The organism is Schaalia meyeri (assembly GCF_900105015.1).
GTDB classification, from domain to species: Bacteria; Actinomycetota; Actinomycetes; order Actinomycetales; family Actinomycetaceae; genus Pauljensenia; species Pauljensenia meyeri.
On the sequence record NZ_FNLK01000010.1, the window covers coordinates 183,397 to 207,012 of the forward strand.

At 66.7% G+C, this 23,616-nt stretch carries 20 protein-coding genes; 17 read left to right on the forward strand and 3 right to left on the reverse strand.

All coding sequences use genetic code 11. The annotated features are described in order from the left end of the window. Positions 1-66 precede the first annotated feature (66 nt). Genes BLT68_RS05030 through BLT68_RS05040 form a run of 3 tightly spaced genes read right to left on the reverse strand, consistent with a single transcriptional unit; the run spans position 67 to position 3,164 of the window. Positions 67-1,236 (reverse strand): S8 family peptidase, encoded by a 1,170-nt coding sequence (locus BLT68_RS05030; protein ID WP_232618757.1) that lies wholly within the window; start codon positions 1,234-1,236, stop codon positions 67-69. Then, on the reverse strand, positions 1,230-2,663 hold the full coding sequence (locus tag BLT68_RS05035) for a hypothetical protein (protein WP_074633157.1): 1,434 nt from the start codon (positions 2,661-2,663) through the stop codon (positions 1,230-1,232). The genes BLT68_RS05030 and BLT68_RS05035 overlap by 7 nt, the downstream gene beginning before the upstream one ends. Before the next feature lie 24 nt (positions 2,664-2,687). Then, the gene (locus tag BLT68_RS05040; protein WP_074633159.1) at positions 2,688-3,164 is read right to left on the reverse strand and encodes a hypothetical protein; all 477 of its coding nucleotides are present in this window, start codon (positions 3,162-3,164) and stop codon (positions 2,688-2,690) included. Between the two features lie 388 nt (positions 3,165-3,552). Here BLT68_RS05040 and BLT68_RS05045 point away from each other — a divergent pair, with 388 nt between their 5' ends. The 17 genes from BLT68_RS05045 to BLT68_RS05125 all read left to right on the forward strand — a co-directional run bounded on the left by BLT68_RS05045 (position 3,553) and on the right by BLT68_RS05125 (position 23,504). Continuing rightward, entirely contained in the window at positions 3,553-4,833 is a 1,281-nt protein-coding gene (locus tag BLT68_RS05045; protein WP_074633218.1) for a geranylgeranyl reductase family protein, read from the forward strand. A gap of 28 nt (positions 4,834-4,861) precedes the next feature. Beyond that, the gene (locus tag BLT68_RS05050) at positions 4,862-5,221 is read left to right on the forward strand and encodes an NADH-quinone oxidoreductase subunit A (RefSeq protein WP_050695250.1); all 360 of its coding nucleotides are present in this window, start codon (positions 4,862-4,864) and stop codon (positions 5,219-5,221) included. Between the two features lie 22 nt (positions 5,222-5,243). Further along, a complete protein-coding gene (locus tag BLT68_RS05055; protein WP_050695249.1) occupies positions 5,244-5,798 on the forward strand; it encodes an NADH-quinone oxidoreductase subunit B in 555 nt (184 codons plus the stop codon). Next, entirely contained in the window at positions 5,795-6,532 is a 738-nt protein-coding gene (locus BLT68_RS05060) for an NADH-quinone oxidoreductase subunit C (RefSeq protein ID WP_074633160.1), read from the forward strand. The genes BLT68_RS05055 and BLT68_RS05060 overlap by 4 nt, the downstream gene beginning before the upstream one ends. After that, positions 6,532-7,878: an NADH-quinone oxidoreductase subunit D gene (locus tag BLT68_RS05065; RefSeq protein WP_074633162.1), complete on the forward strand. Its 1,347-nt coding sequence runs from the start codon at positions 6,532-6,534 to the stop codon at positions 7,876-7,878. The genes BLT68_RS05060 and BLT68_RS05065 overlap by 1 nt, the downstream gene beginning before the upstream one ends. Continuing rightward, complete coding sequence (gene nuoE, locus BLT68_RS05070) at positions 7,875-8,585, forward strand: NADH-quinone oxidoreductase subunit NuoE (protein ID WP_074633164.1); 711 nt, start codon at positions 7,875-7,877, stop codon at positions 8,583-8,585. The genes BLT68_RS05065 and nuoE overlap by 4 nt, the downstream gene beginning before the upstream one ends. Continuing rightward, on the forward strand, positions 8,582-9,886 hold the full coding sequence (gene nuoF, locus BLT68_RS05075; RefSeq protein WP_074633165.1) for an NADH-quinone oxidoreductase subunit NuoF: 1,305 nt from the start codon (positions 8,582-8,584) through the stop codon (positions 9,884-9,886). The genes nuoE and nuoF overlap by 4 nt, the downstream gene beginning before the upstream one ends. After that, on the forward strand, positions 9,883-12,441 hold the full coding sequence (locus BLT68_RS05080) for an NADH-quinone oxidoreductase subunit G (protein WP_074633167.1): 2,559 nt from the start codon (positions 9,883-9,885) through the stop codon (positions 12,439-12,441). Before nuoF ends, BLT68_RS05080 begins: the two co-directional genes overlap by 4 nt. Then, positions 12,438-13,766 carry an NADH-quinone oxidoreductase subunit NuoH gene (gene nuoH / locus BLT68_RS05085; protein WP_074633168.1) on the forward strand — a complete coding sequence of 443 codons (1,329 nt, stop codon included), beginning with the start codon at positions 12,438-12,440 and terminating at the stop codon, positions 13,764-13,766. The genes BLT68_RS05080 and nuoH overlap by 4 nt, the downstream gene beginning before the upstream one ends. Continuing rightward, complete coding sequence (gene nuoI, locus BLT68_RS05090) at positions 13,759-14,412, forward strand: NADH-quinone oxidoreductase subunit NuoI (RefSeq protein WP_070779147.1); 654 nt, start codon at positions 13,759-13,761, stop codon at positions 14,410-14,412. Before nuoH ends, nuoI begins: the two co-directional genes overlap by 8 nt. Continuing rightward, on the forward strand, positions 14,409-15,386 hold the full coding sequence (locus tag BLT68_RS05095) for an NADH-quinone oxidoreductase subunit J (RefSeq protein WP_074633170.1): 978 nt from the start codon (positions 14,409-14,411) through the stop codon (positions 15,384-15,386). The genes nuoI and BLT68_RS05095 overlap by 4 nt, the downstream gene beginning before the upstream one ends. Beyond that, a complete protein-coding gene (gene nuoK, locus BLT68_RS05100; RefSeq protein ID WP_009056164.1) occupies positions 15,383-15,682 on the forward strand; it encodes an NADH-quinone oxidoreductase subunit NuoK in 300 nt (99 codons plus the stop codon). The genes BLT68_RS05095 and nuoK overlap by 4 nt, the downstream gene beginning before the upstream one ends. A 15-nt stretch (positions 15,683-15,697) precedes the next feature. Further along, positions 15,698-17,674: an NADH-quinone oxidoreductase subunit L gene (gene nuoL, locus BLT68_RS05105; RefSeq protein ID WP_074633171.1), complete on the forward strand. Its 1,977-nt coding sequence runs from the start codon at positions 15,698-15,700 to the stop codon at positions 17,672-17,674. Between the two features lie 25 nt (positions 17,675-17,699). After that, positions 17,700-19,247 carry a complex I subunit 4 family protein gene (locus BLT68_RS05110; protein ID WP_074633173.1) on the forward strand — a complete coding sequence of 516 codons (1,548 nt, stop codon included), beginning with the start codon at positions 17,700-17,702 and terminating at the stop codon, positions 19,245-19,247. Positions 19,248-19,258: 11 nt separating this feature from the next. After that, entirely contained in the window at positions 19,259-20,812 is a 1,554-nt protein-coding gene (gene nuoN / locus BLT68_RS05115; RefSeq protein WP_050695836.1) for an NADH-quinone oxidoreductase subunit NuoN, read from the forward strand. Then, positions 20,809-21,822 (forward strand): polyprenyl synthetase family protein, encoded by a 1,014-nt coding sequence (locus BLT68_RS05120; RefSeq protein ID WP_050695238.1) that lies wholly within the window; start codon positions 20,809-20,811, stop codon positions 21,820-21,822. Before nuoN ends, BLT68_RS05120 begins: the two co-directional genes overlap by 4 nt. Positions 21,823-21,992: 170 nt before the next feature. After that, the gene (locus BLT68_RS05125; protein WP_050695237.1) at positions 21,993-23,504 is read left to right on the forward strand and encodes an FAD-dependent oxidoreductase; all 1,512 of its coding nucleotides are present in this window, start codon (positions 21,993-21,995) and stop codon (positions 23,502-23,504) included. Positions 23,505-23,616: the final 112 nt, after the last annotated feature.

A 23,616-nucleotide genomic window follows, 5' to 3' on the forward strand; every position in this document is an offset into this window, starting at 1 on the left:
GGTTCTTTAACGACCAGGCCGGGACCCCTCAGCGGGGTTCCGGCCTTCGCGCGTGGAGGACGGCTGCTACTTAGCGTGGTAGCGGGGGCTTGTTCCGATGTGTGTGGGGTAGGGGTTGTTTTTCGAGGTCAGGGTGGATTCGTCCAGGCCTCGGTAGGTGTAGGAGTTGTCGTGGACGATCTCGGTGGGGTCCACGATTCCGTCAGCGTACCGCCTGACTTCCTCGGGGGTGGGGCTGGAGCCGCCGCCCTTATCGGCGAGGGGGTTTTCGTCGGGGTATTGGCTGGGGTCCGTGTTGAGCATGGATGCCGGGCTGGCCACCCCGTATCCGGTGTATTGGTTCCATCCTCCATCGGGGTTGACGGTCGTGTGGACCAGGAGTTGCAGCAGCTGGTTCGCGGTCGCGTCCGGCCACTTCTGACGAGTCAACGCAAGAAAACCAGCAACGATAGGGGTCGAGATTGATGTGCCTCTGGTTTCGATGATCTGTGATGTTCCGTGGTCGTAGGCTTTGATAGGGCCTCCGACGGCAGCGGTCGTCACGGTGTTCCCCCAAGATGAGTAGTCGGCCCGCGCCCCGGTAATGTCGACAGCGGAAACGCCGACGACCCCAGACCACGCTGACAGGCTTGCTGAGTCGTTGGCGATAGGGGTGTTTCCCATACCCGCGACAATGATAGTCCCCGAACTCATCGCCCTGGCCATGGCCCACTTTAATGAAGCGTCGTGGTCCTCTGAAGAGAGCGAGATACTGACGACCTGTGCGCCGTCATTAATTGCATGGTTAATCAATGACGCATGCTTATGGATTGCTGGGTCTTTGCATGATGGATCGGCCGTGGAGCCTCCGCTCAGGGTCTGGTAACTGTTGAGGGTTGCGTCGGGTGCAACGCCGTAGTCGCGTGCAACCAGCAGCGACGCGATTTCGGTACCGTGTCTACGACTGTCGTTACTGGGGTTGACAGGACACGGGCTCCTATCGCTGATCGAAGCGCCAGCAAGCTCTGGACGAGATGTATCGACCGGTCCGTCGATGATTGCGATGGTTACGCCTTTGCCGGTGTAGCCTTTGGCTCGTGCTTGGTCGAGGTGGTAGTAGGCGAAGTAGGGTTGGTCGGCGGCGGTGATGGTGTCGGCTGCGCGGGCGGGGGATGCCGGGAGGGCCAGCGAGCCCAGCGCGAGCGCGGCCGCGCAGGCCACCGAGAATGCGATGCGGGTACGGGGAGCAGTTACCATTGGCGGGGATCCCATCCGTCGTCCACGCGCTTCGCGGGCGTGATGTCCCTGTCCGAACCGTACGTCTGCGACATGGGATTGACGTACCCCTCGGGCAAGGCGCCCTCGTCGTCGTCCAGGTAGCGGTACGGTTCGTACTTGCGTCGTTCTTGCTTCTTGTCGTCATTGGTGCCGCCCACACCGGCCCCCGTACCACCCATGTAGCCGGGATGCCCGGAGCTCCCCGCGCCGCCCTGTGAGGCTGAGGCTGCGGGCGGAGTGTACGTGCCGAACCCCTTTCCGCTAAAGGAACCGGCGTGAAGTGCCGGAGCAGGGCCCACCGTCCCGCCGGAAAACGCGCGGGCGGCTCCGCGCAGCCCCAGGGCGCCAGCCCCCAGCATTCCGGCGCCGCCGAGTCGACCAGCGGTGCTGGCGTCGGTGGCCGGGCCGCCGTTGATGCGCCACAGGGGGTGGTCGATGTCGGTGGGGGTGGCCGGCACGTGTCCGCCCCATACGTGACCGTTGCGGTGGCGGTTCGCGTCCACTCGGGTGTGCATGAGGTCCACGCCCATCAGGTCCTGCGGATCGGTGATGGGCCTGCCGTAGGAGCCGTTCGCATCCGGCGGGAGGTAACGCTTGGAAATCTGGTGGGAAGCCAGCGCGCGCCGACGCGCGGCCTCCTCCGTGTCGGGGTCCGCGTAGCCCTCCGGGTACAGGGACTTGTCGGAGCGCAGGGGAGCGCGCCCGTAATCGTCCTCGGCGCTGCGGCCGTAGGCGCCTCGATCGTAGGGCGAGAACTGGATGTGGCCGCGATCGAGATTCTCTTCCGTGCTTTGTGGAAGTGAAACGGCAGGAATATCGATGTTCGTGTACCCAGAATTCGGTCCTTCCTGCACCAACTTCTTCATGCCCCCGCCGATCTCGCCCACTGTGCTGTTGACGCGATCAAGGATCTCGGCGGAGGCTGCCTCGCGCTGGGCGTTGGCCTGAGCCTCCACGGCGCTGACGTAGGCCGCTCCGGTCGAGAGCACCGTGTTAGCGACAAGCCCGGGCACGGGGGCGAGGACGGGGGTGAAAGGCAGGGCGACCGTCGCGGCCGAGCGCAGCGCCTCGGTCTTCGAATCGAGCAGGGCGGGGGACAGCTGCTTCGCATCCGCCTTCGCCTGGGCGATCGCCTGGCGAGCCGCCACATAGTGGGCGATGCCACGCATGTAGTAGGACCGCTTTGATTCGAGCCGGGCGACCGTCTTGTCCGCCCACGCGTTCAGAGCGTCCCCGGTCTGGCCGGTGAACCCCTGGTGCTGCTGAAAGTGGCGCACGCGCTCGATGGCCTGATCGAAGCCGTCAAGGATGCGCTTGTGCTCGCCGTCCCACGACCTGAGCTCTTCGTTGTATTCCGCTTCCGCGGCGAACTGCATGAGACGGTCATACATAGGTGAAGAAACCATGATCCCTATCCTTTAACTAAACGCTCAGAACTCGGGCATCTCGCCGACGGGGGTGGGTGCGTCGGCGGGCGGGGCGCTGGGCGTCGCGGCACCATCGGCGGAGGAGTTGGCCCCCGAAACCCCGGAAGCTGCGGACGACGCGGCGGCCGCGGCCGCCGCCGTTTCGGGGTCGGACTGGAGCGCGCGGTTGATGGCCTCCAGGATCGCCGCGTTGGCTTCCTCCGTGCCCCGCGCCTCCTGCTCTGCGATGGACAGATTCGTCCGGAAAGTGTCGAAGACGTCCTGCTCGTCGGCCAGCATTTCATCAACGGAACCAAAGAAGGCGATGGTGCTGCTGCGGAAGCTCCTCGGCCCCTGCTCGCTGGTCCACCGGGTGTCCGTCTGCGCGCCATTGAGCTGGTGCGTCGCGTCGTTGGATGAGGCGAGGGCGGATTCGCCGTCCGTCATGTCCCCGTTTGTGTGCGCGTGGGAATCGCTGTTGAAACCGTAGTCGGTGGCCATGGGTGTGCTTCCTGCTATCGACCGGCCGCGGGGCCTGCGGTGGCCGGTCAAGGGTGGTGTGTTGATTTCCCCCAGTCTATGGACCCGGCGCGTGGCCAGCAAGCATGTCCACATGGGGGACCGGGGCCGCTTTGTTCGCGCCAGTCGCGCGCCCCTCAGGCCGACGAGGCCCGGACCGAGATTTACGACAGAGTTTCGTTGCGCAAATGGGGGGACTGAGCGCTGCTCCCGCATACCTGATTCCCCGAGATACAGCCAAAAAGTAACGTAGGTCGCCGAGGCGAGGGGTGCCTGGATAGTCTTTCGGGCGAATGAGGTGATGTGCACACCTCATCCGCCTATGTACATTTCGCGCGGAGAAAACCGCGCACCACACAGGAGGGACGCGGTGGCATCCACCATGCCTGGCGACATGAGCGCCGACGTTGTTATCGTCGGTGCAGGCCCCGGCGGGTCCTCCACCGCCTATCACCTCGCTCAGGCGGGCCTCGACGTCATCCTCCTGGAAAAATCTACGTTCCCCCGCGACAAGATCTGCGGCGATGGACTCACCCCGGCGGCGGTCCACGAGCTGATCGCCATGGGCGTTGACACTACAGGGTGGATGCGTAACCGCGGCCTCACCGTCATCGGCGGCGGCCACACCGTTCGCATGGACTGGCCCGACCAGAAATCCCTGCCCGGATACGGCATGACACGTGCCCGCATGGACCTCGACCATGCCCTCGCTGGCCGCGCCGTGGGCGCCGGGGCGCGCCTGCACGAGGGCGTCACCGTCACCGGCGCCATCCAGGACGGCTCCGGCCGCGTCACCGGCGTCACCGCCAAGAGCGGGCGCGGAAAGAACGCCGCCACCATCACTGTGCGCGCCCCCATCACCGTCGACGCCGGGGGAGTGGCCGCCCGACTGGCCACCAGCCTCGGCCTGGAAAAGAAGACGAACCGCCCCATGGGCGTCGCCGCCCGCGCCTACTTCCGCAGCCCCCGCGGGGACGAAGAATGGATGGAATCCCACCTGGAGCTGTGGAGCGGCACCCCCGGCGACTCCGACCTGCTGCCCGGATACGGGTGGATCTTTCCCATGGGCGACGGCGTCGTCAACGTCGGCCTCGGTTCCGTCGCCTCCCGCGCGGGTGCCACCAACCTGCCCTACCGCGAGGTCTTCAAGGCCTGGACCGCGAACCTGCCCCAGGAATGGGGATTCACCCCCGAGAACCAGATCGGCCAGCTACGCTCCGCCGCCCTGCCCATGAGCTTCAACCGCAAGCCCCACTACACGCAGGGCCTGGTCCTGGTCGGCGACGCAGGCGGCATGGTATCCCCCTACAACGGCGAAGGCATCGCCCCCGCCATGAAGGCCGGGCGCTACGCGGCCTGCTGCATCGCCCAGGCCCTGAGCCGGAACCACCGCGCAGGCATCGACCGCGCCATGAGCGAATACCCCCACATGCTGCGCGACGAATACGGAGGCTACTACCAGCTGGGCCGCATCTTCGTCGCCCTCATCGAAAACCCGACGATCATGCGCACCTGCACGAACGTCGGGTTGCCCAACGCGCGCCTCATGACGCTGGTCCACAAACTCCTGTCGGACGGGTACGAGAGAAACGGCGGGGATTTCGACGATCAACTGATCGCTTTGCTGACCAAGGTGGTGCGCCCCGCATGAGCACCGCCACCGATAACCGGGAGGAACGATGACGAATCCCTACGTGCCGCTGCTCATCATGTCGGCAGCTGCCCTCGTGCTGGCGTTCGGGGGCCTGGTTGCCTCCGCGATCTTGGGGCCCACCAAGAAGTCAAAGACCAAGGCCGACAACTACGAATGCGGCATCCAGCCGACCAGCGCCCACCTCACCGAGGGCCGCTTCCCGGTGCGCTACTACCTGGTCGCCATGACCTTCATCATCTTCGACATCGAAGTCGTTTTCATGTACCCGTGGGCCGTCACCTTCAACCAGCTCGGTCTCTTCGGTCTGATCGTCATGATGAGCTTCCTGGTCACCCTGGCCGTCCCTTACGCCTACGAATGGCGACGCGGCGGCCTGGACTACTGAGGCAAAGGTAAGGGAGAGACAAGTGGGACTCGAAGAATCCCTGCCTGCGGGCATTGCGCTGACCAGCGTCGAGAAAGTCCTCGGGCTTGCACGCAAGTACAGCCAGTGGCCCGTCACCATGGGCTTGGCGTGCTGCGCCATCGAGATGATGGCCGCCGGCACCCCCCGATTCGACATGGCGCGTTTCGGCCTGGAAGTCTTTCGCGCCTCGCCGCGCCACTCCGACATGATGATCGTCTCCGGCCGCGTCTCACACAAGATGGCCCCCATCATCCGGCGCGTCTACGACTCCATGCCCGAACCCAAGTGGGTCATCTCCATGGGCGCGTGCGCCTCTTCCGGCGGCGTCTTCAACAACTACGCCGTCATCCAGGGCTGCGACCACATCGTCCCCGTCGACGTCTACCTGCCCGGCTGCCCGCCCCGCCCCGAGGCCCTGATCCACGCGGTCCTGGTCCTGCGCGAACAGATCGGCAAAGAACCCCTGGGCGTCCACCGCCGCGAGATCGCGCGCAAGGCGGAGCAGGCCGCTCTTGCGGCAACCCCCACACACCAGATGAAGGGACTCCTCGCATGAGCGACATGTCCGTCCCCGAGGAAGACGCGCCCACCCGCGCAGAGGCGGCTTCGTCCCCGCGTGGTTTTGCCCTGCCCGAACCCATCGCCCACCGCGAGGGCCTTTTCGGCGCGGGCACCGACTCCTCCACCTCCGGTTTCGCGGGGCTGGTCACCGATTCCTTCCTGCCCGGCGAAGCCACCCGCCCCTACGGCTCCTGGTTCGACCAGGTCGTTGACGTCCTCGAAGAACTCATCAGTGCCGACGGACTTGACGTCGCCGAGGTCATCGAAAAGGTGACCGTCGACCGGGGCCAGCTCGCCATCTTCATCGCCCGCGAGCACATCGCGCGCGTCGCCTCCTATCTGCGCGACGACCCGGACCTGCGCTTCGAGATGTGCCTGGGCACCAACGGCGCCCACTACCCGCAGGACAAGGGGCGCGAACTGCACGCCATCTACCCCCTGTACTCGATCACGCACAACCGCATGATCCGCCTCGAAGTTACCTGCCCCGACGAGGATCCGCGCATCCCCTCCATCGTCTCCATCTACCCCGGCAACGACTGGCAGGAACGCGAAACCTGGGACCTGATCGGAATCGTCTTCACCGCTCACCCCTCCCTGACGCGTACCGCGATGCCCGACGACTGGATTGGACACCCCCAGCGCAAGGACTACCCCCTGGGTGGCATCCCCGTCGAATTCAAGGGCGCCGTCACGGCCCCGGCCGACGTCCGTAGGAGTGTGAACTGATGACCGCCGACTTCCACGCTCCCGTCGGTGCCGCCGACCTGCCCCTGGAGGAGATTCCCGAGGTCCTCACCCAGGGCGGCGACTGGGACGACGTTCTTCACGAGATCGAGGCCATCACCTCCGAACGCATCGTCGTTAACCTCGGCCCCGTGCACCCCTCGACCCACGGCGTGCTGCGCCTCATCCTCGAGCTCGACGGCGAAAAGGTCCGCGAAACCCGCGTCGATACCGGTTACCTGCACACCGGCATAGAAAAGAACATGGAGTACCGCACGTGGACCCAGGGCGTCGCATACTGCACGCGCATGGACTACGTCGCCCCCTTTTTCCAGGAGACCGCATACTGCCTGGGCGTCGAAAAGCTGCTGGGCATCGAAGAGGACGTGCCCGAGCGGGCGAGGCTGATCCGCGTCCTCATGATGGAGCTGTGCCGCATCGCCTCGCACCTGGTCGCCATCGGATCCACCGGCAACGAAATGGGCGCCACGACGATCATGACGATCGGCTTTCGCGCCCGCGAGGAAATCCTGCGCGTCTTCGAGCGCATCACCGGATTGCGCATGAACCACGAGTACATCCGCCCCGGCGGCGTCATCCAGGACATCGGCGAGGGCACCACCGGCTACATCCGCGAGCGCCTGCGCCGCGCCCGCAAGGACATCGGCGAGCTGCAAGACATCCTGCAGGAAAACCCGATCTTTAAAAAGCGCCTGTGCGACGTGTCCGTCATGCCGCTGAGCGCCCTCATGGCCCTGGGACACACGGGCCCCGGCGTGCGCGCCGCGGGGTTGCCACTGGACCTGCGCAAGTCCCAGCCCTACTGCGGGTATGAGAACTTCGAGTTCGACGTGCCCACGCGCGACAAGTCGGACGTCTACAACCGCACGATGGTCCGATTCGACGAATGCTACGAGTCCATGCGCATCGTGTGGCAGGCCCTCGCCAGGCTGGACGGGTGCGAGGGAGCGCCCACCATGGTCGCCGACCCCGAGATCGCGTGGCCCGCCCGCCTGGCGGTGGCAACCGACGGTCAGGGAAACTCCGCCGAACATGTCCGCGAAATCATGGGGGAGTCCATGGAATCCCTCATCCACCACTTTAAGTTGGTCACGGAGGGCTTTCGCGTGCCCGCCGGTCAGGTCTATCAGACCGTCGAGCACGCGAAGGGCATCCTGGGCGTCCACCTGGTTTCCGACGGCGGCCCCCGCCCGTTCCGCGCCCACTTCCGCGACCCATCCTTCGCAAACCTGCAAGCACTGGCCATGATGACCGAGGGTGGCCAGCTGGCCGACGTGGTTGTTTCCCTGGCCGCTATCGACCCCGTTCTCGGAGGCGTTGACCGATGAGCTACACACCCGACACGCTGGCGCGCCTTCAGGCGGACGCCGCGCAGATTATCGCCCGCTACCCGGATGGTCACGCGCGCAGCGCCCTGCTGCCCATGCTGCACCTGATCCAGTCCGTGGACGGATACGTCAGCCCCGACGGCATCGATTTTGTCAGCACCACCCTGGACCTGCCGCGCGCGGAGATCAGCGCGGTCGCGACCTTTTACACGCAGTACAAGCGCCACCCGACCGGCGATTACCTGGTGGGCGTGTGCACGAACGCGCTGTGCGCCGTGATGGGTGGCGATGAAATCTGGGAGCAGGTCTCCAAAAAGGTCGGCGTCGGCAGCGATGAGACCAGCGAGGATGGCCGCGTCACGCTCGAACGCATCGAATGTAACGCGGCGTGCGACTACGCCCCCGTCGTCATGGTCAACTGGGAGTTCTTCGATAACCAGACACCGGAATCGGCTGCGGCGATGATCGACGACATCCAGGCGGGCCGCGACCTTCATCCGACGCGCGGCCCAAACGTGGCCCCCACGTTCAAGAAGAACGAGCGTGTCCTGGCCGGCTTCCTCGACGGCCACCAGAACGAGGGCCCCTCCGCCGGCCGAGCCAGCCTGCTGGGTCGAAGAATCGCCGCCGAGCGCGGCTGGACCGGACCGGTTGCCGTCGATGTCGCCGACGAGGCCAGTGACGCGCGGGGAGATGAGGCGAAGTGAGCACCATATACGTTGCGCCCGGGCCGCTGACCCCGATCCTCACCCACGGGTGGGGCGAGGAACGTTCGTGGACGCTGGACTCCTATCGTGAGCGCGGCGGCTACCTGGGCCTGGAAAAGGCGCGCGCGATGGAGCCCGCCGACATCATCGCGGCCGTCAAAGAGTCGGGTCTGCGGGGCCGTGGCGGCGCCGGGTTCCCCTCGGGACTCAAGTGGTCCTTCCTGCCGCCCGACGATGGCGGCCCGCGCTACCTGGTCGTCAACGCCGACGAATCCGAGCCGGGCACCTGCAAGGACATTCCGCTCATCATGGGCAACCCGCACGTCCTCATTGAGGGCATCGCGATCACGTCGCGCGCGATCGGCTGCGACCACGCGTTCGTGTATCTGCGCGGCGAGGTCACGCACGTGTACCGCCGCCTGCTTGAGGCGGTGCGCGAGGCCACCGAAGCCGGCGTGCTGGGCGACCTGCGGATCACCGCACACGCGGGCGCGGGAGCCTACATTTGCGGCGAGGAAACGGCCCTGCTTGACTCCCTTGAGGGCCGCCGAGGCCACCCGCGCCTCAAGCCCCCGTTCCCCGCGGTCGCGGGCCTGTACGCCCGCCCCACCGTGGTCAACAACGTTGAGACCATCGCGCAGGTGACGGGCATCTTGCGCAATTCCCCGCAGTGGTTTGCGTCGATGGGCACCGAAAAGTCGAAGGGCCACGGTATTTTCTCCGTGTCGGGCCACGTCGAGCGCCCCGGACAGTTCGAGGCCCCCTTCGGCATCACGATGCGCGAGCTCATCGAGATGGCCGGAGGCATCCGGGAGGGGCATACGCTGAAGTTTTGGACCCCCGGCGGCTCCTCCACCCCGATCTTCACGCAGGACGAGCTGGACACTGCGCTGGACTACGAATCCGTGGGCGCCGCCGGGTCGATGTTGGGCACGCGCGCCCTGCAGGTGTTCGACGAGACCGTCTCGGTCGTGCGCGTCGTTTCCCGCTGGGCCGAGTTCTACCAGCACGAGTCCTGCGGTAAGTGCACGCCCTGTCGCGAGGGCACCTACTGGATGAAGCACATCATGGCGCGCCTTGAGCGAGGCGAGGGCCGCCCCGGCGACGTTGACCTGCTCGACGAGATCGCGCACAATATCGCGGGCCGCAGCTTCTGTCCGCTGGGCGACGCCGCAGCAACCCCGATTATCTCGGGCATCAAGCGTTTCCGCGACGAGTTCGAGGCCGGGCTGACCACGCCCGCCCGCGAGCTTTTCCCCTACGAGGCGTCCGTTAACTACGCGCGAGGAGGTGGCCGATGAGCGACGCTGCGAACATGATCGACGTCACCATCGACGACGTTCAGGTTTCAGTCCCCCGGGGCACGCTCGTGATCCGCGCGGCCGAGCAGGCCGGTATCCGGATCCCGCGTTTTTGCGACCACCCGCTGCTGGATCCTGTGGCCGCGTGCCGTCAGTGCCTGGTGGAGGTGGGCATGCCCGACCGCAACACGGGCGAGCTGCGATTCATGCCCAAGCCCCAGCCCTCCTGCGCGCAAACCGTCACCCCGGGCATGGTCGTCAAGACGCAGCACACCTCCGAGGCGGCGATGCGCGCCCAGCGCGGCGTCATGGAGTTCCTGCTCATCAACCACCCGCTGGACTGCCCGGTGTGCGATAAGGGCGGCGAATGCCCCCTGCAGAATCAGGCGATGAGCGATGGCCGCGGCAAATCCCGTTTCACGGACTCTAAGCGCACGTTCAAGAAGCCGCTGCGCCTCACCTCTCAGATCCTGCTGGACCGCGAGCGCTGTATCCTGTGCCAGCGCTGCGTGCGGTTCGGCAAGGAGATCTGTGGCGACGTGTTCATGGACCTGCAGGGGCGTGGTGGCGGCAGCGCCCCCACGGACGACCACTACTTCATGGGCGCGCAGGTCGGCGGTTTCGACTCGACCACGCTGGACTTTTTCGACCCGAAGGCAAAGGATGCCTCGACCTCGACGCTGTCCTCACCGTTCGGCACCGACGCGATCGTCGGTTCCCTCAACGAGGGCGATCTTTGTGTCGATGAGCGCGACGTGTCGGGCCGCGCGTTCGCTTCCTACTTCTCGGGCAACGTCATCCAGATCTGTCCGGTCGGTGCGCTGACCGCCGCGTCCTACCGCTTCCGTGCGCGCCCCTTCGATCTGGTGTCGACGGCGGCCGTCACCGAACACGACGCCTCCGGCAGCGCGATTCGCCAGGATATTCGCCGCGGCGAGGTCGTGCGCCGCATGAGCGGCAATGATCCCGAGGTCAACGAGGAGTGGATCACCGATAAGGACCGTTTCGCGTTCGAATGGGACAAGGTAGACCGCCTGACGACCCCGCTCGTGCGCTCCGACGGCGAGCTGGTTCCCACGTCCTGGTCCCACGCCCTCGATCGCGTGCGCGAAGGCCTACAGGGCGCCGGGTCGTCCGTCGGTTTCCTGCCCGGCGGCCACCTGACCTTCGAGGACGCGTGGGCGTGGTCGAAGTTCGCCCGTACCGTCGCGGGTTCCGATTCGATCGACTTTCGCTCCCGCCCCTCCAGCGAGGAGGAGCGTTCCTTCCTGGCGTCCCGCGTGGCCGGCTCCGGACTCGAAACGACGTATGCGGACCTGGAGAACGCCAGGCAGGTGCTCCTGGTCGCCTGTGAGCCCGAGGACGAGTGCGGCGCGGTGTTCCTGCGCCTGCGCAAGGCAGTGCGCAAGGCCGGCGTGAAGGTCGCGACGATCGCCCCCTTCACCTCCGCGGGCTCGCGCAAGATGAATGCGCGCGTGCTGCACGCGGCCCCCGGCGACGAGGCCTTTATCGTGGAAGCCATTGGCGGCGGCCGCTTCGATGACCTGGCGGCCGCGCTGGCCGACGGCATCGTCCTGGTGGGCGAGCGCGCAGCCGCCACCCCCGGCCTGCTCTCCGCTGTCGTCGCCCTGGCCGAGCGCACGGGTGCGCGCCTGGCGTGGATTCCTCGCCGCGCCGGTGACCGGGCCGCCGTCGAGGCTGGGCTCCTCCCGGGGCTGGCCCCCTTCGGACGCGGAATCGACCGGGCCGGGGCCGACTCCCTCGGGTGGGGTGACCTGCCCGAGCGTGGGCTCGACGCGACCCAGATGATCGAGGCCGCCGCCCGGGGCGAACTCGGCGCGCTGGTCGTCGGCGGCATCGACGTGCGCGACTTTATCGACCCCGCGCGCGTGCGCCAGGCACTCGAAAATGTTCCCTTCCTGGTGTCCCTGGAGGTTCGATCCTCCCAGGTCACCCAGCGCGCGGACGTCGTTTTGCCCGTCGCCCCCGCGGTCGAAAAGAACGGCACGTACATCAACTGGGAGGGCCGCCTGCGTCCCTTCGGCCAGGCCCGCTCGGCGACGTCCCTGACGGACCGCGACGTGCTGGTTCGCCTGGCCGAAGAGTTCGACCTCGACCTGGGTATCACCGCGCTGTCGGACCTGTACGCCGAGGTCAACGACCTCATGGAATGGGACGGCCAGCCACAGGAGTTCACCCCGGCCTCGGCCGCGTCGGCCGCCGAAGTGGGCGCCGGGCGCGTGCTGATCGCCTCCCACAAGCCCATGATCGACGCCGGACGACTCCAGGACGGCGCCCCCTGGCTGGCCGGATCGGCCCGCCGCCCCGTCCTCCTGGCCGCGGCCGCGACGCTGGCCGCCGCCGGGATCACTCCGGGCCAAGACGCTACGCTGGAAACCGAGCGCGGAACGATCACCCTTCCAGCCGCCATCGCCGACCTGCCAGATTCGGTTGCGTGGGTTCCCGAGTGCTCGGACGGCTCCGTCCTTCATGAAAACCTCGGCGGTGTTGGCACCGCCGCGACGCTGCGCGCCACGCAGGAGGTGGCACGATGACATTCGCACCCTTTGCAGTCCCGGAGTACACCGCCGCGGACTTCAGCCAGGACACCTGGTGGATCAGCCTGATTAAGGCCGTGTTCATCATCGTCTTTCTGATCGTCAACGTGCTGATCGCCCTGTGGGTCGAACGCCGGGGCCTGGGCCGCATGCAGACCCGTCCCGGTCCCAACGTGGCCGGTCCTCTCGGACTGTTCCAAGCCTTCGCGGACGCCGGCAAGCTGCTCTTCAAAGAGGACATGTGGACGCGCCGAGCCGAGCGGTTCCTGTACTTCCTGGCCCCCGCAATCGCCGCCTTCGCCGCCTTCAGCGTCTTCGCCGTCATCCCCATGGGACCGAACGTTACTATCGGCCCTATCTCCACCCCCCTGCAGCTGGCCGACACCCCCGTCGCCTCCCTGTACATCCTGGCCGTCACGTCGCTGGGCCTGTATGGCATCGTGCTCGGCGGCTGGTCGACCCGCTCGACCCTGCCCCTGTACGGCGCCGTCCGTTCCTCAGCGCAGGTCATCTCCTACGAGCTGGCCATGGGGCTGTCCCTGGTGAGCGTCTTCCTCATGTCGGGCTCCATGTCCACCTCGCGGATCGTCGCCGCGCAGGGACAGTTCTGGTGGGCGTTCACCCTGTTCCCCGCGTTCGTCATCTACTGCATCAGCGCCACCGGCGAAGTGAACCGGCTGCCCTTCGACCTGCCCGAGGCTGAAGGCGAGCTGGTCGCCGGTCACATGACCGAGTACTCGTCGATGAAGTTCGGCTGGTACTACCTGTCCGAGTACGTCAACATGCTGAACGTGTCCGCGGTGGCGACCACCATGTTCCTGGGCGGTTGGCACGCCCCGTGGCCACTGTCCCACGTCGAGTTCGTCAACTCCGGCTGGTGGGGCATGCTCTGGTTCTTCCTGAAGATCTGGTTCTTCATGTTCCTGCTGGTCTGGACGCGCGCCACGCTGCTGCGCTTCCGCTACGACCAGTTCATGAACCTCGGCTGGAAACGACTCATGCCCATCGCGCTCGGCTGGCTCGTTCTGGTCGCCCTGGTGCGCGGCATCACCCAGTTCGTCCAGGTCACCACCCCCGTCCTGTTCGGCGGGGTCGGCGTCCTCTTCCTCATCGCGCTGGCGTTCATCTGGCTGACCGACAGATCCGAACCGGGGGAGGCGACGGCGTCCGAACGCGAATACACGGGCTTCGAGGACGGCTTCCCCGTACCGCCGCTGCCCGGACAGACCCCCGTTGCCTCGCCGCGCGCCGCCGCCAGCATCGAGGGCGAGGCGGCCACGGCCACCGAGGCCGACAGCCCGAAGGAGAGCACCGATGAGTGAGAAGAACACCGACGAGGAAATGCTCTTCGAGCACGACCCCAAGGGGGCGCTCGCCCAGTTCGTGGCGCCCATGGCCGGCTACGGAGTCACCCTGTCCTCCTTCTTCCGGTCCACGGTCACCGAGCAGTACCCGCGCGAGCGCGCGCGCGTCATGCCTCGTTTCCACGGACGCCACCAGCTGAACCGCTACGACGACGGCCTGGAAAAATGCGTCGGCTGCGAGCTGTGCGCGTGGGCGTGCCCCGCCGACGCCATCTTCGTTGAGGCCGCGTCCAACACCCCCGACCGGCAGTACTCGGCGGGCGAACGCTACGGCCGGGTCTACCAGATCAACTACCTGCGCTGTATATTCTGTGGCATGTGCATTGAGGCGTGCCCCACGCGCGCCCTGACGATGACGAACGACTTCGAGATCGCCAAGTACACCCGCGAGGATGACATCTATGAGAAGGAAGACCTGCTGGCTCCCCTCTCCGACGGAATGCTCGCGGCGCCACACCCCATGGTTGAGGGAAAGAACGACATCGACTACTACCGCGGGGAAGTCACCGGCCCCACCGCCACCCAAGTCGACTGGGTCGCGGCCCGCCGCCCCGACGACCCCTCCCTCAAGACGGTAAGAGTCGCGCAGGAGGCACATTCATGAACATGTCCAACGGCTGGCCCATGATGGGGTCGGTGGGCGAGATCATCCTCTTCGTGTGCGCGGCCATCGTCATGATCGTCTGCGCCCTGGGGGTCCTCTTCTGCAAGAAGGCCGCGCACGCGGCCATCTGCATGGTCGGCGTCATGCTGGGCCTGGCCGTCCTGTACCTCGCCAACAACGCGCCCTTCCTGGGCGTCGCGCAGGTCGTCGTGTACACGGGCGCGATCATGATGCTCTTCCTCTTCGTCATCATGCTCATTGGCATCGGAAACACCGACGACTACGCGCGCCAGAGCCACGGAGCGATCATCGCGGCCACCGCCGGCGGGGCCGGGATGATCCTCATCGTGACGACGGCTGTTCTCAAGTCGGTGCCCGCCACGCATTCGCCGAGCAACGCCGACCCCTACTCCGATCAGCCCATCACCGACCTGGCGATTCTGCTCTTCCAGGAACACTGGCTGAGCATGGAGCTGGCCGGTGGGCTGCTCATCATCGCCGCTGTGGGCGCGATGCTGCTGACCCACTCCGACCGCCTGGTCGCCAAGGCGACTCAGGCCGAGACCGCGCGCAACAAGATGCGCGCCTTTAAGGAGAAGGGCGCTCGCATCGGCCAGCTTCCCGCCCCCGGCGTGTACGCCCAGTCCAACGCGGCCGACGTGCCGGCGATCTCCGGCGAAACCCTGGGCCCCGTTGAGGAATCCGTGCCCCGCGTCCTGCGCGTGCGCGGACTGACCCGCACGATCGGCGAGGTCGCCCCCGAGGTGTCGGCCCAGCTCACCCTGGCCCGCACCGAGGCTCCCGCGACTGAGGACGCCGAGGAAGAATCCCCCTACACCATCGGGCGCACGCTCAACGTGGCCCGCTCCGGCTCCTTCGGGATGCCCGGCGCCCCCGCGCCCACCGGCATGGCCCAGCCCCGGCCTCGCTCCCAGCGCGCCACCACCACCGACCAGAAGGAAGAGAACGAATGAGCCTCGCCTGGTACCTCATCCTCGCGGGTGTGCTGTTCGCCATCGGAGCGACCACGGTCCTCGTGCGCCGCAGCGCGGTCATCGCGCTCATGGGTGTCGAAATGATGCTCAACGCCGCGAACCTCGTCCTCGTGACGTTCTCGCGCATCAATTCCAACATTGACGGACAGATCATGGCGTTCTTCGTCATGGTTGTCGCCGCCGCGGAAGTCGTCGTCGGCCTGTCGATCATCGTGTCCATCTATCGTTCGCGCTCGACCACGAGCATGGACGACCTCAACCTGTTGAAGAACTGAAGGAGGACGTAACGCATGACCGCCTTCATTTCCGCACAGGTCCCAGGCGCGGTTGACACGGTTGCCGCCACGGGGATCGCCTCCTACGCGTGGCTGCTCATCCTGATCCCGCTCACCTCAGCCGGGCTGGCCCTGCTCCTGGGGCGCGCCTGCGACAAGTGGGGCCACCTGCTGGCCACGCTGGCGTCCTGGGCGACGTTCGTCGTCGGCGCGCTCATCGCCGCCCAGATGTGGAATGCACCCGAGGACGGGCGCCGCTTCGCGCACACCCTGTTCACCTGGATCCCCGCCGGCGAGTTCACGGTGAACTTCGGGCTGCTCGTCGATCCCCTGTCCATCACCTTCGTGATCCTGGTGACCTTCGTCGGCTCCCTCATCCACGTGTACGCGATTGCCTACATGGCCCACGATTCGGCCCGGCGCCGCTTCTTTGCCTACCTGAACTTTTTCATCGCGGCGATGCTGACCCTGGTGCTGGCCGACTCCTACGCCGGCCTGTTTGCCGGGTGGGAAGGCGTGGGCCTGGCGTCCTACCTGCTCATCGGATTTTGGAACCATGTGCCCGCCAACGCGGTGGCAGCCAAGAAGGCATTCGTCATGAACCGCATCGGCGATATGGGCATGCTCATCGCCATGATGGCCATGGTCGCGTCCTTTCAGTCCGTGTCCTTCTCGGACGTGAGCTCCCGGGTCGGCGCGATCCCCACCTCCGCAGCGACCATCATCGGGTTCTTCCTGCTGGTCGCCGCCTGCGGCAAGTCCGCGCAGTTCCCGCTGCAGGCGTGGCTGGGTGACGCCATGGCTGGCCCGACCCCCGTGTCCGCCCTGATTCACGCGGCCACGATGGTCACCGCCGGCGTCTACCTGATCGTCCGCTCCGGCGCGGTCTTTAGCGCCGCCCCCGTGGCCGCGACCGCGGTCGCCGTCGTCGGCGCGATCACCCTGCTGTTCGGGGCGATCGTGGGCTGCGCCAAGGACGACATAAAGAAGGTGCTGGCCGCCTCCACCATGAGCCAGATCGGCTACATGATGCTGGGCGCGGGCCTGGGCCCTATCGGGTGGGCGTTCTCGATCTTCCATCTCTTTACCCACGGCTTCTTCAAGGCCCTCATGTTCCTGGGCGCGGGCTCCGTCATGCACGGCATGGGCGACCAGGTGAACATGCGCCGGTTCGGCGCCCTGCGCGGCGTCATGAAGGTCACGTGGCTGACCTTCATGATGGGCTGGCTCGCGATCCTCGGCGTCCCGCCCCTGTCCGGCTACTGGTCGAAGGATCGGATCATCGAAGCCGCGTTTGGAGCCCACCAATTCGGAGCTAGCGAGGCTCCGTGGATCGGGTGGGTGTACGGCCTGGTTGCGCTGGTCGGCGCCGGCGTGACCGCGTTCTACATGTCCCGTCTCTTCTTCATGACCTTCCACGGAAAGGCCCGCTGGACCACCGAGGCCGAGGGCGCCCCCGTGCACCCGCACGAGTCCGGCCCCCTCATGACGGTTCCGATGATCATCCTGGCGCTCGGCGCCGTCCTCCTCGGCGGCGCACTGTCCATGGGCGACGCCTTCGTCAACTGGCTGGCCCCCGCGATCGGCCGCGCCCAGCACGGCGAGCCCGTCCTGAACGAGTACGTGATCCAGGGGGCCACCCTGGCCCTGGTCATCGCCGGCGCTCTCATCGCGTGGATGAAGTACGGGCGCGACGAAGTACCCGCCTCCGTTCCCGCCGGAAACATCCTGGTAGAGGCCGCTCGGCGCGACCTCTACCAGGATAGGGCCAACGAAGCCCTGTTCATGATGCCCTCCAAGGGGCTCGTCACCGTCGCGACCGTCGGCGACGCGAGCGCTATCGACGGCGCGCTCACCGGCCTCGGGCGCGGCTCGCAGCTGCTCGGACGCGCCGTTGGCCTCACCCAGAATGGCCTCGTGCGCACGTACGCCGCCTACATCCTGGGCGGTGTCATCCTGGCCCTGGCCATCGTCCTCGGATTCAGGCTCTAAGGGACATACGACAATGGAAAGTGCAATGGTTGATGCTAACTTCCCGTGGCTGTCCGTCCTCGTGGCAGTTCCGGCCGCGGGCGCGGCCCTCCTCGGCCTGGTCCCGCCCCTGAGGCGCGCCGCCGGGCGCATGGTCGCCCTGGCCGTCGCCCTCGTCGAGCTCGCGCTCGGCATCGTCGTGGCCGTCACCGCCTTCGACTGGTCCGCCCCGGCCTCGTACCAGGTGTACGAGACCCACGCGTGGATCCCCCAGATGGGCATCAGCTGGTCCCTGGGCGTGACCTCCCTGGGCCTGGTTATGATCCTGTTGGCCCTGGGGCTCGTGCCGCTCGTGCTCGTCGCGGGATGGAACGAGGACGAGGCATCGGATCGCGGCGCGTACCCCGCCCTGGTCCTTGCCCTCCAGGCGTTCATGGTCGTCATCTTCGCGGCCTACGACCTGGCGGTCTTCTACTTCGCCTTCGAAGCGATGCTGGTGCCGCTCTACGTCATGATCGGCCGCCACGGCGTCGGCCAGGAGAGCGCGCGCCACAAGGCGGCAATGAAGTTCCTGCTGTACTCGCTGTTTGGCGGCCTCGTCATGCTGGGCGGAATCCTGTTCCTCTGGGCGATTGGCTCGCGGTCCGCCTCGGATGTCTCGACGTTCTTCCGCCTGGATTCGCTGGCCCAGGTGCTGCCGAATACCGCCCCCGCCGTGCAGATGGTCGTCTTTTGGACCTTCCTGGTCGCCTTCGCCATCAAGGCGCCCATGGTTCCCGTCCACACGTGGCTGCCCGACACTGCCGCGGCCGCGCGCCCCGGCACCTCCGTGCTGCTGGTCGGCGTGCTGGACAAGATCGGTACCTTCGGGATGATCACGCTGTGCCTGCAACTGACCCCCGGCGCCGCCGCGTCCGCAAAGTGGGCGGTGTGCGTCCTCGCCGTCATTTCGATCCTGTGGGGAGGCCTGTCGGCCAACGGCCAGAGCGACATCATGCGCCTGGTGTCCTACACGTCCGTATCGCACTTCGGTTTCATGGTCCTGGGCATCTTCATCGGGTCACACCTGGCCCTGGTCGGCGCCATGTTCTACATGGTTGCCCACGGGGTTTCGATCGCCGCGATGTTCCTCCTGTCCGGCTGGCTCTCGCGTCGCGGCGGATCGCAGGACATGCGCGAGTACGTTGGCATGCAAAGGGTCACGCCCGTCCTGTCTGGCCTGTGGCTGATCTCTGGCCTGGCGTCAATCGCGCTGCCCGGATTGTCCGGTTTCGTCCCCGAGTACCTGGTACTCATGGGGACCTGGAAGGTGAGCGCGCCGCTGGCGCTCTTCGCGGTCCTCGGCGTCGTCATCGCCGCCATGTACGTCCTCATGCCCTACCAGCGCGTCTTCACGGGCGCGCCCGGCAAAGGAAAGGAAGACCTGGCGGACCTGTGTACCCGCGAACGCTGCGTCATGACGCCCCTCGTGATCGCGATGCTCGTCCTCGGTATCTGGTCGGCGCCCCTGGTCGGCGCGCTGACCCCGGTTGCTTCAGACCTCGACCTGGACACAGCGCCGGTCCCGGCCGCCGCTGAAGGGAGCGCACAGTGAACGTCCTGCCCATGGCTAACTTCCAGGCCCCCGAGGTTCACTGGCTGAGCCTCGCTCCCATCATCATTATGCTGGGGGGCGCGGTCCTGGGAATCCTCGTCGAGGCATTCGCCCCCGCGAAGGCTCGCCGCCCCATCGTGATCGCCCTGGCCATCGCGGCCACCTGCGGCGCGGGTGCCGTGCTGGCCCTGCGCTGGTCTGCCGTCGTGGCCGCCCCGGCCTCGCTGGGGGAGTACATCGAGGATCCGCTGACCGTTGCGGCGCAGTCGATTCTGGCGGTCATCGGCCTCGTCGCGGTGCTGGCGATGGCCGACCGCACGAGCGCCGGTGACGGCGCGTTCGCCGGTCAGCCGTCGGATCGTCCCGATTCGGCGGCCGAGGAACTGACGCAGCGCCACGGCCACCAGCGTTCCGAGATGTTCCCGCTGACCCTGTTCTCCCTCGGCGGCATGATGATCTTCCCCGCGGCGGACAACTTCGTCACGTTGTTCGTGGCCCTTGAACTCATGTCGCTGCCCCTGTACATCATGGCCGCAACCGCGCGTCGCCGCCGCCAGCTGTCCTACGAGGCGGCGCTGAAGTATTTCGTGCTGGGCGCGTTTTCCTCCGGCTTCATGCTGATGGGCACGGCCTTCCTCTTCGGCTTCTCGAACTCGCTGCGCATCTCCGCGCTGGGGCGCGCCATCTCGACGAATACCGACATGGACTGGATGGTTCTCATCGGCGTGTTGAGCGTGATGGTTGGACTGCTCTTTAAGGTGGGGGCCGCCCCCTTCCACGCGTGGACCCCGGACGTTTACACGGGCGCCCCGACCCCGGTGACGGGCTTCATGGCCGCGGCCGTCAAGATCGCCGCGTTCGCTACGATGGCTCGCTTTTACCAGGCAGTCGCCGCGTACCTGCAGTGGGATTTCCTGTACGTTTTCGCCGCCGTCGCGGTCGGCACCATCCTGGTCGGAACCTTCGCGGGCCTGGTTCAAAAAGACGTGAAACGCATGCTGGCGTACTCGTCGATCGCGCACGCGGGCTTCATCCTGATGGGTATTCTCGCGATCCAAAAGGGCGGCACGGGGCACGTGCTGTTTTACACGCTGGCTTACGCGCTGGCGACGGTCGGAGCCTTTAGCGTGGTCGCCCTGGTGCGCGGCCGCGACGGTGACGGCAACGTCCTCGGTGAGGCAACGAGCCTGCGCAAGTGGGCGGGAATCGGCCGCACGAACCCGTGCATCGCGGCCTCGATGCTAGTCTTCCTGCTGTCCTTTGCCGGCATCCCGCTGACGGCCGGTTTCGTCTCCAAGTTCGTGGTCTTCTCGGACGCCATCGCGGGCGGCATCGGTTGGCTCGCGATCGTGGGCCTGGCTGCCTCGGCGATCACGGCGTTCTACTATTTCCGTCTGGTGCGCCTGATGTTCTTCACCGCCCCCGGCGAGGACTCCGTGGTGGTCAGGTCGCAGGGCCTGTCGGCTCTGGCCATCATCGTGAGTGCCCTGGGCACGGTTGCGCTGGGCGTGTTCCCCGGTCCCGTGTTGAGCCTCCTGGAAAAGATCGTCATACTGATTCCGTGAACGTCCAAACACCCGATCTTCATGTTCCCGACCTTGAGCTCCGTATTACGCCGGGGCTTGAGGCCGTTGAGCGCCGTCTCCTCGACTCGGTCTCCTCGTCCCGCGACTTGATGGATGAGCTGACGCGCCATCTGGCGGTCGCGGGCGGCAAGCGGATGCGTCCGCTGCTGACGCTCGTGTGCGCGCAGCTGGGGGATCCCGAGCGCGCGTTGGACGACAAGGTGCTGACGGCTGCGACGGCGGTCGAGCTGACGCACCTGGCGTCGCTGTACCACGACGACGTCATGGATTCCGCGCCGACCCGTCGCGGGGTGCCCTCCGCTCAGCGCCTCTGGGGCAACAACCGGGCGATCCTGGCCGGCGACATCCTGTTCGCGCGCGCATCCTTGTTGATCGCGTCCCTGGGTTCCCAGATGGTGGATCACCACGCGCGCACCTTCGAGCGCCTGTGCGAGGGCCAGCTGAATGAAACCTTCGGTCCGACGCCGGGTGCGGACCACGTGGACTTCTACCTGCAGGTGCTGGCGGATAAGACCGGTTCGCTCGTGTCGGCGGCCGCCTCGTTTGGTGCCCTGCTGGCTGGCGCGAGCGAGTCGGTCGGTGACATCGTGAGCGACTTTGGCGAGAAGGTGGGCGTTGCCTTCCAGATCGCGGACGACGTGTTGGACTTGGCCTCCTCGGGCGAGCAATCGGGTAAGACCCCCGGCACGGATCTGCGCGAGGGCGTGGATACGCTGCCCGTTTTGCTGTTGCGTCGCCGCGAGGCGAGCGGAGCGATCGACCCGGCCGGGGCGCGTATCCTGCGTGACCTGGCGGGCGACCTGTCCTCCGATGAGGCGCTCGCCGACGTGGTTGAGCAGCTGCGCGCGCACGACGTCGTGGAGGAGACTCGCGAGCTGGCGCGCGCGTGGGCGCGCGATGCGGTCCAGGCGCTGGAGGACCTGCCCGAGGGCGAGGCCAGGACGGCGCTCGTGTCGTTCGCGAACCTGATGGTGGATCGCCTGGTCTGACGGTGCACGCGAGGCCGGGGCCGACAGGCCACCGCGCACACCGGCCTCACCCGAAGAGAAGACCCTTGAGGTGTGCGGGGGGTCTCAGGTAAGGTTACCCTCGGCCTCGGGCGCTAGACTCGGTGCCCAGGTGCGCGCACTCGCGCTTTGTCGAAGTAAGGAGAACTTGGTTGGCACCGCTGAACGTTGCCGTCATCGGCGCTGGTCCCGCCGGTATTTACGCGTCGGATATTCTGTCAAAGTCGGGGCTCGAGGTCAATATCGACCTGTTTGAACGCCTCCCCGCCCCCTACGGTCTGGTGCGCTACGGTGTCGCGCCGGATCACCCGCGCATCAAGCAAATCATCGTCGCGTTGTACAAGATCCTGCAGCGCGGGGACATCCGCCTGCTGGGCAACGTCGAGGTGGGCAGGGACGTGAGCATTGATGACCTGCGCGACCACTACGACGCGATCGTGATCGCGACGGGCGCGGATCGCGATCATCCCCTCGACATTCCGGGCGTGGATCTGCCGGAGTCTTACGGCGCTGCGGACTTCGTTTCCTGGTACGACGGCAACCCGGACTACCCGCGTACGTGGCCGCTTGAGGCGCGCGAGGTCGCCGTCATCGGCGTGGGTAACGTGGCGCTGGACGTGTCGCGCGTGCTGGCCAAGCACGCGGAAGACATGCTCAAGACGGAGGTGGCGGCCAACGTCGCGCAGGCTTTGGCCGAGAACCCCGTGACGGACGTCCACGTGTTTGGGCGTCGCGGACCGGCGCAGGTGAAGTTCACGCCGCTGGAGCTGCGCGAACTGGGCAAGGTGCCGGACGTGGACGTGATCGTGTCGGAAGAGGACTTCGACTTCGACGAGGGCTCCGAGGAGGCGCTGCGCGCGTCGAACCAGCAGCGCCAGGTGGTGAAGACGCTGACGAACTACGCGATGGTGGACGAGAAAGAGCGCACCGCGTCGCGTCGCATCCACATTCATCTCTTCCAGTCCCCGGTCGAGATCGTCGCTGATGAGCGCGGGCACGTCAAGGCGCTGCGCACCGAGCGCACCGCCTTAAACGGCGACGGCAGCGTGTCGGGCACGGGGGTCATCACGACGTGGCCGGTGCAGGCGGTCTACCGCGCGGTGGGCTACTATTCCTCGCCGATCCCGGGCCTGCCCTTCGACGAGAGCGCCGGCGTGGTGCCCAACGTCGAGGGCCGCGTCATCTGTGCGGAGCAGACGAAGGACGAGTCCGCCGAGGTCATTCCCGGCGTGTATGCGACGGGGTGGATCAAGCGCGGTCCGGTCGGCCTGATCGGTTCGACCAAGTCGGACGCGCAGCAGACGATCGCACACCTGGTGGAGGACGCCTCGGCGGGGTGCCTGCACGCCAAGACCGAGGCCGTGGGCCACGAGGCCATGGTCGCCCTGCTGGAGGAGCGGGGCGTGGAGTTCACGACCTGGGAGGGGTGGGAGCTCCTGGATGCCTACGAGCAGGCCCTGGGTGAAAGCTATGGTGAGCTGCCCGGTGGTCGCGGGACGCGCGAGCGCATCAAGGTGGTGTCGCGCCGGGTCATGACGGACATTTCGCGCGGCGCCGAGGTGGATTCAGCGACCGTCGATCACATCGGGGAGATGGGCGAGATGGGCGTTCCCGCGGCCCCCGAGCGCTTCGACGACTACACGGGTCCGGGGCGCCGCTCCTAGGCGAGTGATTTCCCGGGCGAGGCGGTGGGCTCCACCGCCTCGCCCGCTGGTATCGGTTTCCCCTGCGGCCCCGGATTCACACAGGGTTTCCGGGCCCCTTTCAGTGATCTTT